14 protein-coding genes are annotated in these 13265 nt (G+C 41.4%); 3 read left to right on the top strand and 11 right to left on the bottom strand.

What is annotated here, in order from left to right; genetic code table 11:
• Entirely contained in the window at positions 1-1173 is a 1173-nt protein-coding gene (locus tag AC1XUD_RS03940; protein ID WP_483359656.1) for a glycosyltransferase family 2 protein, read from the top strand.
• 5 nt (positions 1174-1178) lie between these two features.
• Here AC1XUD_RS03940 and AC1XUD_RS03935 read toward each other — a convergent pair whose 3' ends face one another.
• The 7 genes from AC1XUD_RS03935 to apaG form a co-directional block, all read right to left on the bottom strand.
• Positions 1179-1547, bottom strand: a complete 369-nt coding sequence (locus AC1XUD_RS03935; protein ID WP_483359655.1) for an Hpt domain-containing protein — start codon at positions 1545-1547, stop codon at positions 1179-1181.
• A 114-nt stretch (positions 1548-1661) separates the two neighbouring features.
• Positions 1662-2663: an MlaD family protein gene (locus AC1XUD_RS03930; protein ID WP_483359654.1), complete on the bottom strand. Its 1002-nt coding sequence runs from the start codon at positions 2661-2663 to the stop codon at positions 1662-1664.
• Positions 2663-3424 (bottom strand): ABC transporter ATP-binding protein, encoded by a 762-nt coding sequence (locus AC1XUD_RS03925; protein ID WP_483359653.1) that lies wholly within the window; start codon positions 3422-3424, stop codon positions 2663-2665. Before AC1XUD_RS03925 ends, AC1XUD_RS03930 begins: the two co-directional genes overlap by 1 nt.
• A gap of 4 nt (positions 3425-3428) precedes the next feature.
• Complete coding sequence (locus tag AC1XUD_RS03920) at positions 3429-4217, bottom strand: MlaE family ABC transporter permease (RefSeq protein WP_483359652.1); 789 nt, start codon at positions 4215-4217, stop codon at positions 3429-3431.
• A 405-nt stretch (positions 4218-4622) separates the two neighbouring features.
• Entirely contained in the window at positions 4623-5600 is a 978-nt protein-coding gene (locus AC1XUD_RS03915; RefSeq protein ID WP_483359651.1) for a glycoside hydrolase family 43 protein, read from the bottom strand.
• A gap of 147 nt (positions 5601-5747) precedes the next feature.
• Positions 5748-6374: an O-methyltransferase gene (locus tag AC1XUD_RS03910; protein WP_483359650.1), complete on the bottom strand. Its 627-nt coding sequence runs from the start codon at positions 6372-6374 to the stop codon at positions 5748-5750.
• 202 nt (positions 6375-6576) lie between these two features.
• Positions 6577-6963, bottom strand: coding sequence for a Co2+/Mg2+ efflux protein ApaG (apaG, locus tag AC1XUD_RS03905; RefSeq protein WP_483359649.1), 387 nt, complete (start codon positions 6961-6963; stop codon positions 6577-6579).
• Between the two features lie 137 nt (positions 6964-7100).
• Here apaG and ung point away from each other — a divergent pair, with 137 nt between their 5' ends.
• Positions 7101-7766, top strand: a complete 666-nt coding sequence (gene ung, locus AC1XUD_RS03900) for a uracil-DNA glycosylase (RefSeq protein ID WP_483359648.1) — start codon at positions 7101-7103, stop codon at positions 7764-7766.
• A 69-nt stretch (positions 7767-7835) separates the two neighbouring features.
• On the opposite strand, the gene AC1XUD_RS03895 is transcribed toward ung, so the two are convergent.
• Complete coding sequence (locus tag AC1XUD_RS03895; protein WP_483359647.1) at positions 7836-8240, bottom strand: Dabb family protein; 405 nt, start codon at positions 8238-8240, stop codon at positions 7836-7838.
• Positions 8241-8624: 384 nt separating this feature from the next.
• On the opposite strand from AC1XUD_RS03895, the gene AC1XUD_RS03890 reads away from it, so the two are divergent.
• Positions 8625-9617 carry a zinc dependent phospholipase C family protein gene (locus AC1XUD_RS03890; protein ID WP_483359646.1) on the top strand — a complete coding sequence of 331 codons (993 nt, stop codon included), beginning with the start codon at positions 8625-8627 and terminating at the stop codon, positions 9615-9617.
• A gap of 105 nt (positions 9618-9722) precedes the next feature.
• Here AC1XUD_RS03890 and AC1XUD_RS03885 read toward each other — a convergent pair whose 3' ends face one another.
• The 3 genes from AC1XUD_RS03885 to AC1XUD_RS03875 all read right to left on the bottom strand — a co-directional run bounded on the left by AC1XUD_RS03885 (position 9723) and on the right by AC1XUD_RS03875 (position 13084).
• On the bottom strand, positions 9723-10637 hold the full coding sequence (locus tag AC1XUD_RS03885; RefSeq protein WP_483359645.1) for a sugar phosphate isomerase/epimerase family protein: 915 nt from the start codon (positions 10635-10637) through the stop codon (positions 9723-9725).
• A 63-nt stretch (positions 10638-10700) separates the two neighbouring features.
• On the bottom strand, positions 10701-11252 hold the full coding sequence (locus AC1XUD_RS03880) for a DinB family protein (RefSeq protein WP_483359644.1): 552 nt from the start codon (positions 11250-11252) through the stop codon (positions 10701-10703).
• Positions 11253-11287: 35 nt separating this feature from the next.
• A complete protein-coding gene (locus AC1XUD_RS03875; protein WP_483359643.1) occupies positions 11288-13084 on the bottom strand; it encodes a DEAD/DEAH box helicase in 1797 nt (598 codons plus the stop codon).
• Between the last annotated feature and the right edge of the window lie 181 nt (positions 13085-13265).

Below are 13265 nucleotides of genomic sequence, written 5' to 3'. Positions count from 1 at the left end.
ATGATATTCATTTTTTGGTTTAGTCTTTTCGTAATTTTTTATACCTTTTTGGGTTACGGTATTCTTCTTTATATTTTACTGAGAATCAGGCGATTGGTTAAAGGCAGAAGACTGGCACCTGCTATCGGCAATAACCTCCCGACTTTGACTTTCGTCGTGGCGGCTTATAATGAGGAAGGGATTATTCTTGAAAAAATTCAGAATACTTTAGGTTTGAATTATCCAACTGATAAGTTGAATGTCATTTTTATAACAGATGGCTCATCAGACCGCACCCCTGATATCATTCGTGATTATCCGCAAATTCAATTGTTGCATAGTCCTGAACGAAGGGGAAAAATATTGGCGATTCATCGCGCCATGAAAGTCGTAGACTCTGAAATCGCGGTATTTACGGATGCTAATGCATTTCTCAACAAAGATGCTTTGGTGTTGATCGCCCGCCATTATGCTGATAAAGCTGTCGGAGCTGTGTCAGGAGAAAAAAGGGTATTGGCAGGCGAACAGGCAGACGCTACGGGTGGGGAAGGTGTTTATTGGAAATATGAGTCTACGCTCAAAAAGTGGGATTCGGAGCTTTATTCAGTTGTAGGTGCAGCCGGGGAATTATTTAGCGTGAGAACGTCACTATATAAGGATGTGGAAGCTGACACAATTTTGGATGATTTCATGATATCCATGTTGATCGCGAAGCAGGGATATCGTATTGTGTATGAGCCAGATGCATATGCGACTGAGCTTTCTTCGGACAATATTGGGGAGGAATTGAAACGAAAAGTAAGGATCGCTGCGGGTGGAATTCAATCTATATTGAGATTGATACCCCTATTAAATCCGTTCAAATATCCGGTACTCTCATTTCAATATGTCAGCCATCGTGTATTGAGGTGGACAGTTACACCCTTTTTTATGATCTTATTATTCTTAGTGAATATCCTGATCGTAGCAAAGTCGGACTCGGTTTTCTATCAGATTGTTCTTGGCGGGCAGGTATTGTTTTACCTGTTTGCTGCCTTGGGGTGGGGATTTGAAAAAAGGAACATAAAAATCAAGGGATTTTTTGTTCCTTTCTATTTCTGTTTTATGAATTACGCTGTTTTCGCCGGCATTTTAAGATACTTTCGTGGGAAACAAAGCGCGGTTTGGGAAAAGTCAGTTAGGAAAGTCAATTAACCTGCTCACAACGCGCCAAGCCGCACAGCTTCTGATTTCAAAATTGGGATAAGCCTGTCTACTTCAGTTTTTATTTCATTATAGAACTGCATCAAATTTTCGTTGCTTTCGCCTACTTTAATAGCGTGCTCCATGGCTTCCACTTTGGGCTTAAGCCATGTGATACCGGTCATTGTGAAAGATGGTTTTATTCCGTGCACTATCCCAGCGGCGTCCTTCAGGTTCATATCATCCAGCACTTGTTTCAAATCAATCCATCTCGGATACGAATCTGTAACGAACGCATCAAATATCATATGAATAATTGTGGCATCGTCGCCATACACCTGATTTAAATAATCTACATCTAATTCGTGACTAATATTTAAAGCCATTTGCTTTCCTTTAATAAATTTTTGAACACTGCCTCGATATGAAGACTCAATAAAGATAAAAATTATTGTCAAAATATTTTGACCTTACCGCGTAAAGAGGCAAATAATCATATTCTACTGTGGCGTGCTTGTACTATCTGCTTTTGCTTTCTCCTGTTCTTTGGCTTTCTTTTTGAAATATTTTTTGAATGGGAAGCTAGACCTGAGCGCTATCATGTTTTCATCTAATTTCGACGTACTAGTCTCAAGGTTTTGAATCATGTTTTTGAGTTTCACGGCAGTTTCCTCATCATGCAATAAAACTCCGGCAGGACTTTTTGAATTGTTGTTCAGGTCTTCACTCGTCTTCTTAAGATTATTAACCATTTGATTTGCCGAGACCACCGTCTGATCCAACTTCACAAGTGTGGCTCTTACGTCATTCATGATAATCGTATCAGTCACGATATCGTTGGCTAGCGTACCTTTTTTGTTGAGCTGGGCAGTAAAAGTACCCAAAGAAGAGGTCAGCGTTTGGGTATTTGCAGCCGCTTGTCTCAAAGCTCCCAGTGTTTTGTCAAGGTCGTTATAAAGTCGCTCGTCGTTTAATAACATACCCACCGTACCTTTTCCTTCCAGAATGTTTTTACTAATGGTTTTGAAAGCGGTCGTGATACCTAAAAGATTTTTGTTATTTTCTGACAGGACAGCGATCATTTCGTCGGTAGACTCAATTTTTTCAACCATCAACTCATCTCCATCTTCTATAGATTCAACTTTTTGAGTTCCTCCATAGATCACAATAATCTTGTTTCCAATAAGTCCGTCCGTACTAACTTTGGCCTTTGCATTCTTTCTGATAAATTCTTTGGATTTATCTTCAATACTGAGCATCACCTCTACATCAGAATTAGGAAGAAACCGGAGCGTTTTAACAGTACCGATTTTCACACCTGAGTACCATATATTGTTTCCTGGTTTGAGGCCATTAACATCTTCAAAGATAGTTTTGACGCTAATAGTGGAGCCGAACATTTTTCTCATGCTTCCAATTGTAAGTATTCCGGCAAGAAATATGATCACCCCAAGAACAACAAACAATCCAACTTTAATCGACCGTTTTTCAGTTATATCCATTATTCAATAAAATTGTAATCGTAAAAACTTTTGACTCTTTCTTCTTTGGTATCAAACACTTCCTGAAAAGTACCTTGCCGTTCAAACTTGCCGTCCAGCAGCATCGCGATTCGGTCTCCAGTTGCCTTCGCGCAGGTAAGATCATGCGTGATAATGATGGCGCTGGTGTGATAGTTTTTATTAACCTGATTGATTAACTCATTGATTTCCAAACATGTAATCGGGTCCAGCCCTGCAGTTGGCTCATCGTAAAGCATGATCTCCGGTTTCAATATCAGCGTTCTTGCAATACCAATCCGCTTCCGTTGGCCACCCGATAGTTCCGAAGGTACCTGATTGATAGTCTGCAATAATCCAACGGCATCCAAAACTGATTCCACCGATTCGTTAATTTCAGCCCGAGTTAGATTTTCCACATTCCTGACCAAAGGGAATTCAAGATTTTCCCGTACCGTCATACTATCGTAAAGCGCACTATTCTGAAATGAAAACCCAATTTTCATTCTCAAGTCCCGCAATTCTTTTGGGCTCAGTTGAGACACCTCCTGTCCTAAGACATTGACTGTGCCTTTATCCTGCGTTAGAAGTCCAACAATAATTTTTATGAGGACAGACTTTCCCGTTCCGGATCTGCCCAACACTACAACGTTTTCACCTTTAAAAACATCAAGATCTACCCCCTGCAGGATATGCAGATCTCCAAAAGACTTGTATAATCCCCTAATCGTTATTGCAGGTTCTCTACTTTCTATTTCTCCCATAAGACTACATTCTGAAATAATTGGAGACCTGAACTATAATGACTTCTTCAATGAAAATCATGAACATAGATACTACAACAGCAGAATTGGCCGCTTTTCCAACACCCTCTGTTCCTTTGTTGGCATTATAACCCTGATAACAACCTACAATTCCGATTGTAAAACCGTACGCAATACCTTTTACCAACGACGTGCCGTAATCTAGAAAGGTAATTTGCTCAAAGGCTTTTTCAACAAATGTCACGAAGCTGGTTCCTTCATTTAACGTTACATTCAGGAAAGCGCCCAAAAGGGCAACTATTCCACAATAAAATGTGAGCAATGGAATGGCTATAGTTGATGCCAAAACACGAGTAACCACCAAAAATTTGAAAGGATTGATGGCCGAAACTTCCATAGCATCAATTTGCTCAGTTACCCGCATGGAGCCTAATTCCGCCCCGATACTTGACCCAACTTTTCCCGCACTTATTAACGCAGTAACCAATGCTGCTAACGCCCTTACTATCGCAATGGACACCAACGAGGGGAGCCAGGAAGTGGCGCCAAATTCAGCCAATGAGGGTCTGGATTGCTTCGTGAAGACCATTCCGGTAATGAAGCCAGTTAGGCTTATCAATAGCAAAGATTTATTTCCGATTGCATAGCACTGCTTAACAATCTCCGCTAATTCTGGTCGTCCTCTTAAAAGCTCTTTCCAAAAACGAATAAAGAATCTATATCCATTATAGACAGCCAGAAACGCAAAATCCAGATTTTTTGTAAATACATGTTTCCTATTCTCTGACCCCATTTTAATATTGTCGCATTGTTAAAGAATAACTCTTATTCATATACTTTCGCTTTTAACTGTATTTGTATGAGCGTCTAGAAGACTTCGCATACACGATAGCTATTCTGAAATGTTGTAGGTTCAAGCCGATTCCCATCAAAATTTCACCTTTCCCCGACTTCCGCCGTAGGATTCATATTCCAATTGTAGCATTTGTTCAAATTCTGACAGGGACTTCATCAACTCTGTTTCGCCAGAACGGAATTTTCAGGAGGTCTTCTCATGAATAATGCATAGGTGTAAAGTTTGTTGTGGACTTACGTTTAGTCTTGTTTACGTAAGGCCTAAAAAATCGTTCCAGGCCGCAGACCTCGATAGGAAAAGGTCAGTTTCTTAAATTAATTTTCTTCAAAAATAAGCTCAAAATCACTTTTTAAGCTTATCAGCCCCCACGCCATCAAATGTAATTTTGACAGGATTAATTAATCCATCTTTATCAAAAGTCATTTCATCAATACACGTAACTCTATGATTTCCATCAGTTTCACCCAAAGGACGGCGGTGATATACGATATAATATTTGTCTTTTCCAGGAACGTGAATAACCGAGTGATGCCCCGCGCCGGTAGCTACTTTCGGATCCTGTTGAAGAATTTTTCCGATTCTTTTAAATGGACCAAATGGGGAATCCGCAATTGCATATGCTACTGAGTAATTGGGGCCTGTCCAGCCGCCTTCAGACCACATAAAATAATATTTACCGTTTTTGATAAACATAAATGGTCCTTCCACGTAATTTTCAGGAGTAATTTCTCTAAAAATTTTCCCATCTTCAAATGGTACAAAACCTGTGAAATCTTCGTTTAATTTGGCAACATTGCAATGCTTCCAGCCTCCATAAAACAAATAATACTGCCCGTTAGTATCTTTAAATACAAACTGATCAATGGGTTGAGCTCCGTTGTGGAACTTATCGATTAGTGGCTTGCCGATATGGTCTTTAAACGGACCGGCAGGATTATCTGCGACAGCTACGCCAATACCCCCTTTTTCCTGATCATTCTGGATGTCATTCGCGCCAAAGAAGAAATAATATTTCCCCCCTTTTTCAATAATCGATGGTGCCCACATTGCCCTGTTAGCCCAACGAATTTGTGTTGTATCCAGGATTCTCTCGTGCTTGGTCCAGTTCACCAAGTCCTTTGAAGAAAAGGCGTCGAAAAATACCTGCTGATTATACGGTGCCGAATAAGTGGGATAAATCCAATATTCATTTTTGAAAATAATACCTTCGGGATCAGCATACCATCCGGGGAAAATAGGGTTGCCGGAAGATTTCTTGGTTTGGGAATAAGTTGCCGATGAAAGGAGTAGCAAAGCTGCCAGAATAAAAATGTTCTTCATGTTAGGCTGGAATAATCAGGAATGACTGAATTGGTAAACTTAATCAAAGACACAAGGTAAAACCAATCAATCCTTAATACAAGTTTTAACCAAAATGTAACAGCGACGAGGAACAATTCGAATGCACAAACCTTTTTGCCGAACGCCTCAGAACCGTAGCGTAAAGTGTTCCTTCGCCTGCTCAGTCCGAAAAAACACCAGCCCAATCCAAAAAAGATCGACCGTCAGGGTAACTTCAGGATGTTTCTTAATTTCTTCCCAAGCCTGTGTCATTCCCTCAGACCAATATATATCATCGAAAATGAATACGGATTCATTATTTATATAAGGCAAGCAATCCTTGAAATATCTCACCGTCGGTTCGTAGCGGTGATTAGCATCGAAGTAGGCGAAATCGATCGGTTTTTTTAAATTCTGAACAACCTTAGGCAATGTTTGGTCTATATTTCCTACAACAGTTCTGATATTTTTTGCACCAGCTTTTGCAAAGTTGTGACCAGCAACCCGGGCAGTTTCAGGGCATCCTTCAAAAGTGATGATTTCCGCCTCCGGGCGTGCCATAGAAAGGTACAGCGTAGTAATACCAAGTGAAGTTCCAAGTTCAAGAATTGTTTCCGGCTGAAATTTTTCTATCATTCTGAAAAACAACTTGCCGAATTTGGCTGGCTTTTCAGCGTTCTTCGCGATCGATCTGATTGTTCTGAGGTTGGATTTACTAACTCTGGATCCTGCGCCAAGATCCAAAACTTCGATAGATTCTTTCGAGGAAAGCATTTCTTTCCTCAATTTTTTTATTTCAGAATAGCCAGGTTTTGATCCTCTTTTTTTTGAGATTACCGTGGTATACAGGTCGAATAAAAAAGGGGAATGTATGGAGTGCTCGTTGCCTGAGCGAAGCAGAAATTTAATATAAGATCTAATCAAGGAGTGCGAATTTAATGGAAAGATGTTGCCAGTTATATTGGCTACACCCATATTAGTTGAGGCGATATGGGGCGATTAAAGAAAAGGCGGGAATCACAACCCGAAACTGTCTCCCATCGAGAACTCGCTCCATCAGATATGTTCCGGCCATTTTACCTATATCTGTTTTGAGATTGCAACCCGAAACATAATCATGGACGTCACCCGGCTCGAGGGTTGGTTGGAGACCAACAATTCCTTCACCTTCCACTTCTCTGACTGTCCCATTGGCGTCATATATCAGCCAGTGACGACGCAGCAGCTTGACTGTATATTCACTATAATTTTCAATCAGGATCTTATAGGTAAATACATAATGTTCCTGTCCCGGGTTTGAATAATCGGGTTGGTATTCGGTCAGCACTGTGACTTTTACACCATCGGTTATTTTTGAAACCATAGAGATTGAGGGATATGTTGATTTTGCCTTAACAGAAACTGGCTTGGTATACTGCTTTAACGAAATTAGTAAGCAATTACTGATAAAAGCAAATCAAAATCATTTTAATTTGATGTATCAAAAATCATGATCTAAGAATGGATGTAAAAATAGAAGAGTCGTGGAAGGTAAGATTGGCATCGGAGTTTGAAAAGCCATATTTTGCTTCTCTGACTTCATTTGTTAAAAGTGAGTACGCAACCAAGCAGATATTTCCACCTGCCAAACAGATATTCAATGCTTTTAATCACTGCAGCTTTGATGATTGCAAAGTTGTAATTCTCGGGCAGGACCCATATCATGGCCTTGGACAGGCTAATGGGCTATGCTTTTCAGTAAATGATGGTATCAGGATACCCCCTTCGCTGGTGAATATTTTTAAAGAAATTAAGGATGATATCGGAACTTCAATCCCGCAAAGCGGGAATCTCGAGCGGTGGGCTGACCAGGGAGTGCTATTGCTCAATGCAACGCTGACAGTTCAGAGTGCGGCCGCCGGATCGCATCAAAAAAGAGGATGGGAGGGATTTACTGACGCCGTTATAAAATGTATCTCGGATCAAAAGGAGAATGTGGTTTTTATGCTTTGGGGCAGATATGCCCAGGATAAAGGAGCAGTGATTGACGCTTCAAGGCATTTGGTATTAAAATCGAAGCATCCATCGCCCATGTCGGCGAACGGTGGCGGGTGGTTTGGAAATCACCATTTCAGCAGAGCAAACGAATATCTGAGAGATCGGGGATTAAAGGAGATTATTTGGTAGTGCCAAAAAAAAGAGAGACGGGAAACCCGACTCTCTTTCCAAATTTTCACTCCTATTACTATTTATTGGTTACTTTTCGATGTTCGAATTCATTTCAAGAACGTTAGACCATTTGTCTTTGTTTTTCTCGATGAACTCATTTCTATCGATATTTTTTGCATACTCACGAGCGCTTTCGTTCGTACGGAATGTCAGATAATGTACTACATCAAATTCTGCAGCAGCACCCTCTGCTTTCTGAACGTTTCCTGCTGAGTAAGCAACTACGTCTTTCACGTGGTTTTTCATCTCAGCGAAATCATGGAAATGTTTTTCGATAACTTCTGAACTTGTACCTGGTTTAAACTTGATACAAATTACACGCTGCATTTCAGCGGATTTGTGGGGCACGTAAGCTCCGTAGATGATAAGCATAAAACAGCATAGTGCGAATATGGGTACCATATATCCCAATGCCTTATTTTTTATTTTCATTATTTCTGATCTCTGATTGGATAGATATTATTTTATACAACAAATATATATAAAATTTCTTTATTGTACTATTCTGATAAAAAATATAATGAATATTGATTTTTCGCCTATTTTCGAAATAAAGTGGATATAGTAATCTAACTGGCAAAATTATGTTTGGAGTTAACTGACCGGGATTTATGTACTTTTTAGAAAGGCGCGATGTTATTCTGGCTTTTTATTATACAAAACTTGCTGACATCGGCATTTTGCCTTTTGCTTTTGGATATTACTGTTACTTTTTCTGCAAAAAATGGTCAAAGAGGCTGATTTTGATAATTCGTGATTATTCGAAATATTATTTTGAATGACCTTGTAGAAAGGCTGGAAAATATTTTAAAAAAAGTGAGCAGAAAACGACATTTGTGTTTGTTTTTCCTGTTCCTAGGTGCTTTTTGTACCGCTTTTACTGACGCTGAACCAAACCTTTGGGGATTCTGGGCACACAAGAGAATCAACCGCTTGGCAGTATTACGCCTTCCACCCGAAATGCAGGTTTTGTACAAACCAAATCTGGAGTTTATAACCGAGAATGCTGTCAATCCGGACAAGCGCAGATATGCGGTTGTCGGGGAGGCAGAAAGGCATTTTATTGACCTTGATATATACGGCGACAGTGCGTTTTCAGTTCTACCTAAAAACTGGAATCAGGCGATAGAGAAATTCGGAGAGGACAGTTTAAGAAAGCATGGTATTGCACCCTGGTATATCAGCAATGCAACCTATCAATTGACCCAGGCTTTTAAGGATAAAGACATCAAGCGGATTCTACGGCTTTCTGCGGAGCTCGGACATTACATTGCTGATATACATGTTCCGTTACACACCACAAGAAATTATAACGGCCAGTTGTCAGGGCAGGAGGGAATTCATGGTTTTTGGGAATCACGGCTTCCGGAGCTATTTGCAGATAATTATGATTTGTGGATTGGCGAGGTGCAATATATTAATGCAATTCCCCAACAAGTTTGGCAAACTATTGCGGACTCTCATGCAGTGGTCGACTCGGTATTGTTGCTAGAAAAGCAGTTGACCAATCATTTTAAAACCGATCAGAAATATAGCTATGAACTTCGTAACAACATTCTGACAAAAACTTATTCGGCCGAATTTTCGGCAGCATATCATGAAGCACTCCGGGGCCAGGTTCAAAAAAGGATGAAAGCCGCGATTACGGTTGTAGCAGATGTTTGGTATACTTGTTGGGTCAATGCAGGACAGCCCAATCTAGCAGATTTAGACACTGTTTTGACAGAAACAGTTGAAAATGAAGAATCCGCTGAAAGCACTTCTGGGTTTCAGCGGATTCTTAAAGTCAGGCCGGAGTCTGAGGACTAAATGCTCTTCCGGAACGACTAGTCAGGGCTTGTCAAGAGATTGTTATGAATTGAATTGACTTGGTCAAACCTGTCTAGCCTATGTCTACTAGGTACATTCCTGGTTTTATGCTTTAAAAACAAGAGCTTTCATATAAGCGGCATCATTAGCAATACAGTCCATTACAGGTCCAGGATACTCCTCCTGCTCTACAATAAATTGTGTAATACCATTATCCGATGCAACTTTCAATAAATGTGGGTAATCAACCACACCTTTTCCGAGATCTGTCGATTTAACTTCTGGCTCACGAACAAAGTCTTTGATATGGCAAAGATCATATCTGCCTGCATATTTCTTTATATGGGCAACGGTATCCACCTTTGGAACTTCAATCCACATCAAATCCAATTCATAACGTACCAGCGATTTGTCGGTGTTGTCCAATAATACTTCCTGAGGAATTTGTCCATCAAGTGGCTTAAAGGAATAATCGTGGTTATGGTATCCGAATTTAATACCCGCTTTATTACAGATTTCCCCTCGTTTGTTAAACTCATCCGCGCGTTTCTTCCACTCATCAATGGTTTTTTGTGGTCCGATATAGGGCTGCAACAAATATGATAAACCGGCCTCGGCGGCGTCCGCAGCGGCTTTTTCCAGATCCTTTGATGTATCTGCGTGGCTGGAAACGATAGTCATTCCCAACTCGTCCATATAGGCTTTGAACTCCTTCGGTTTCATACCCCAGAAGATTCCTTGATCGCCTTGGTAACTTTCAATTTTCTTGTACCCTAGTGCAGCAATCTGCTTAAGAACACCTTTGGGATCCTTACCAATAATATCCCTTACGCTGTAAAGCTGAAGCCCAAAATCTGGTATGGCCGGCGCACCGCCTGCGGCTGTGGCACCTATGGCAGCTGTGGAGTCAGCACCCCCGGATTTTTCACCTGAACCTGCGCAAGAATAAAAAGACCAAACCAAAGAACCAGCGGCTGCGGCTCCAGCTGATTTTAAAAATAGACGTCGATTAAAAGACATAATCAATATAACTAAATGAAAATTATGATGCGATTCTTGGTAAAGTACATCGTTCGTGCATATCTACTCTCCATCCGAATTCAAGATGCGCACCGTTACAAGAAGCTGACCCACGTGTCTTTGGGTATGTTCGGCGGCGTGGAATAGTAAGCCAAGATGGGTAGACGGAATCATTGCTCGGCCAACATATCTCACCTCGGTCAAAGTCGATTCATTGGTATTGTGAAGCTGGATAATAGCGCTTGCGATTTGCTCTTTGAATTTTTCGAGCAGGAATCCATAGGTGCAGCCGGGGTGAGGCTCCTGACCTTCTTTCCGAAGATATTCAAGTTGCGGTTCATTCAAAGATTCGCCTCTTGCATAAGTGAAAAGGCGGTCTAAGATACCCGCCAGGTGTTGCAGATGAAATCCAACCGATGCCACACCGGATGGTCTTCTCCAAAGTAACTTCCTGGGAAAAGTGCCGGAAATTGCCGACAATTCTTCCTGCGCCTGTAATAGTGCGTGCGCAACAGGTTGCAGCAGCGGAGGAATGCCAGGTAATGGACCTCTAAGCCATACTTCAGGTTTCGTTTGTTCTTGCATGGCGAAAAGTAACAAAAAAAAGGAGCTCATTACAAGCTCCTTTCTAAATATGTTATGAACAGTGATTACTGTTTCGCGATATCGATCTGAACAGATTTGCCCTTGATAGTATTTCCATCCATTGCTCTCAACACCGCCCTTGCATCACGATCAGGTACGTCTACAAACGTGAATTTGTCGTATATGTCAATTGCTCCGATGGTTTTTCCAGGAATTTTAGCTTCGCCGGCGATAGCACCAACAATATCCTTTGGTAGGATATGGTCTTTACGGCCAAGGCTTAGGAACAGTCGGGTCATACCAGCCTCGGGAGCAGATGCTTTTCTCTCGCCTCTATCTCCTCTTTCGCCAGCTGGTGCAGCACTTCTACGCTCACCACCAGTCGCAAAACGGTCTCCACCGCGACGTTCTCCACTTCTGTCGAAACGGCTTCCTGAACGTTCGCCACCACCACGACGGTCATCTCCGCCACGACGTTCGAAACGATCTCCGCGTTCCGGACGATCGCCTCTGTCACTGCGTTTTTCTTCCCAAGCCAGGTTGCCGTCAGAATATTCGTTTTTCTGAACACCCATGATTTGCTTAGCCATTGCACCTACAACCTGTTCAGTTGTGAAGCCGCTATGGTGAAGTCTTTCAAGAACGTCAGCGTAAAGATCAAGATCCCCCTCGCCGATTGACGCTGCAATGCTGTCTACAAAACGTGCTTTACGAACACCGATTATATCAGCGAAAGAAGGTATAACCCCTTTTTCGATTTTAACCTTTGTGTAGTTTTCAATTTGTTTCAGACGGAATTTCTCGTCACGGGCTACCAGAGAGAATGCCTTTCCAGACATACCGGCACGGCCCGTACGGCCGATACGGTGTACGTAATATTCTTCATCCAATGGGATATCGTAGTTGATAACACCATCCAATCCGCTTACGTCAATACCACGCGCAGCAACGTCAGTGGCAACAAGGATGGTTGTAACACCCGCCTTGAATTTGCTCATTACATTGCTACGTTGTTGCTGACGAAGATCACCGTGAATACCTTCAGAGGCATATCCTCTCAATTGAAGTTCTTCAACGATTTCGTCTACTTTACGTTTTGTATTACAGAAAACAAGCAAAGATTTGATATGGTACATATCGATCAGTCTTGTCATTACTTCTACTTTGGCCTGGGGCTTTACTTCGAACGATAATTGTTCGATATTTTGATTAGTAAGCTCATTACGAACGACTTTAATCAAAATCGGATCAGTCAAAAACCTTTTGGTAATTGACATGATCGGCTTGGACATGGTAGCAGAGAAAAGGATCGTCTGACGATCTGCCGGCATTTCTTCCAAAATGCTTTCGATATCTTCGCGGAAACCCATATCAAGCATTTCATCAGCTTCATCAAGAACCATCATTCTTACCTGATCGAACTTAAGCGTGCGACGTTCCATGTGGTCCATTACACGACCAGGAGTACCTACAACGATATGCACACCTCTTTTCAACGAGCGAATCTGGCGGTCGATAGAATCGCCACCATATATTGCTTCGATTCTTACTCCCTTTGAGAACTTGGCAAGACGCCCGATTTCCTCAGAAACCTGAACTGCAAGTTCACGTGTAGGACAAAGTACTAACGCCTGAACCGCACTATTTGTAATATCTATTTTTTCAAGTACCGGAATACCAAAAGCAGCAGTTTTACCCGTTCCTGTCTGCGCTTGTCCAATTACGTCAGATCCTCCCATAACGGCAGGAATTCCTTGTGCTTGAATAGGCGAGGGTTTTTCAAAACCCATTTCAGTCAGGGCTTTAATGATGTCTTCTGAGAGGTTCAGCTCTGAGAAATTTTCGATAATTTCAGTTGTCATTTATTTTTGATTATTATATTATTCTAAGATAAACACGGTGTAATTCCTGCATCAGATTGTTTGAATTTCAAACACGCCGAAACATGAAACAGCACATTTAGGATGCAGACCTGAGAACCTGGGATATGGTTAAACCATATTCTTCGGTAACAGAATCGATCGATATTAAACAGGGATTGCG

The sequence above is a fragment of the Dyadobacter sp. HNCC25DJ184 genome (genome assembly GCF_056895215.1).
The sequence above is the reverse complement of the archived record's forward strand: the minus strand, read 5'-3'. Positions and strand labels throughout refer to the sequence as shown.

Excerpts from the sequence above, each read along its gene's own strand:
- AC1XUD_RS03885 (WP_483359645.1), bottom strand. The coding sequence starts at position 10,637 with ATGTCTTTTAATCGACGTCTATTTTTAAAATCAGCTGGAGCCGCAGCC.
- AC1XUD_RS03940 (WP_483359656.1), top strand. The coding sequence starts at position 1 with ATGATATTCATTTTTTGGTTTAGTCTTTTCGTAATTTTTTATACCTTT.
- AC1XUD_RS03930 (WP_483359654.1), bottom strand. The coding sequence starts at position 2,663 with ATGGATATAACTGAAAAACGGTCGATTAAAGTTGGATTGTTTGTTGTT.
- apaG (WP_483359649.1), bottom strand. The coding sequence starts at position 6,963 with ATGGTTTCAAAAATAACCGATGGTGTAAAAGTCACAGTGCTGACCGAA.
- AC1XUD_RS03875 (WP_483359643.1), bottom strand. The coding sequence starts at position 13,084 with ATGACAACTGAAATTATCGAAAATTTCTCAGAGCTGAACCTCTCAGAA.
- AC1XUD_RS03880 (WP_483359644.1), bottom strand. The coding sequence starts at position 11,252 with ATGAGCTCCTTTTTTTTGTTACTTTTCGCCATGCAAGAACAAACGAAA.
- AC1XUD_RS03895 (WP_483359647.1), bottom strand. The coding sequence starts at position 8,240 with ATGAAAATAAAAAATAAGGCATTGGGATATATGGTACCCATATTCGCA.
- AC1XUD_RS03935 (WP_483359655.1), bottom strand. The coding sequence starts at position 1,547 with ATGGCTTTAAATATTAGTCACGAATTAGATGTAGATTATTTAAATCAG.
- AC1XUD_RS03915 (WP_483359651.1), bottom strand. The coding sequence starts at position 5,600 with ATGAAGAACATTTTTATTCTGGCAGCTTTGCTACTCCTTTCATCGGCA.
- AC1XUD_RS03910 (WP_483359650.1), bottom strand. The coding sequence starts at position 6,374 with ATGCTTTCCTCGAAAGAATCTATCGAAGTTTTGGATCTTGGCGCAGGA.
- AC1XUD_RS03925 (WP_483359653.1), bottom strand. The coding sequence starts at position 3,424 with ATGGGAGAAATAGAAAGTAGAGAACCTGCAATAACGATTAGGGGATTA.
- AC1XUD_RS03920 (WP_483359652.1), bottom strand. The coding sequence starts at position 4,217 with ATGGGGTCAGAGAATAGGAAACATGTATTTACAAAAAATCTGGATTTT.
- ung (WP_483359648.1), top strand. The coding sequence starts at position 7,101 with ATGGATGTAAAAATAGAAGAGTCGTGGAAGGTAAGATTGGCATCGGAG.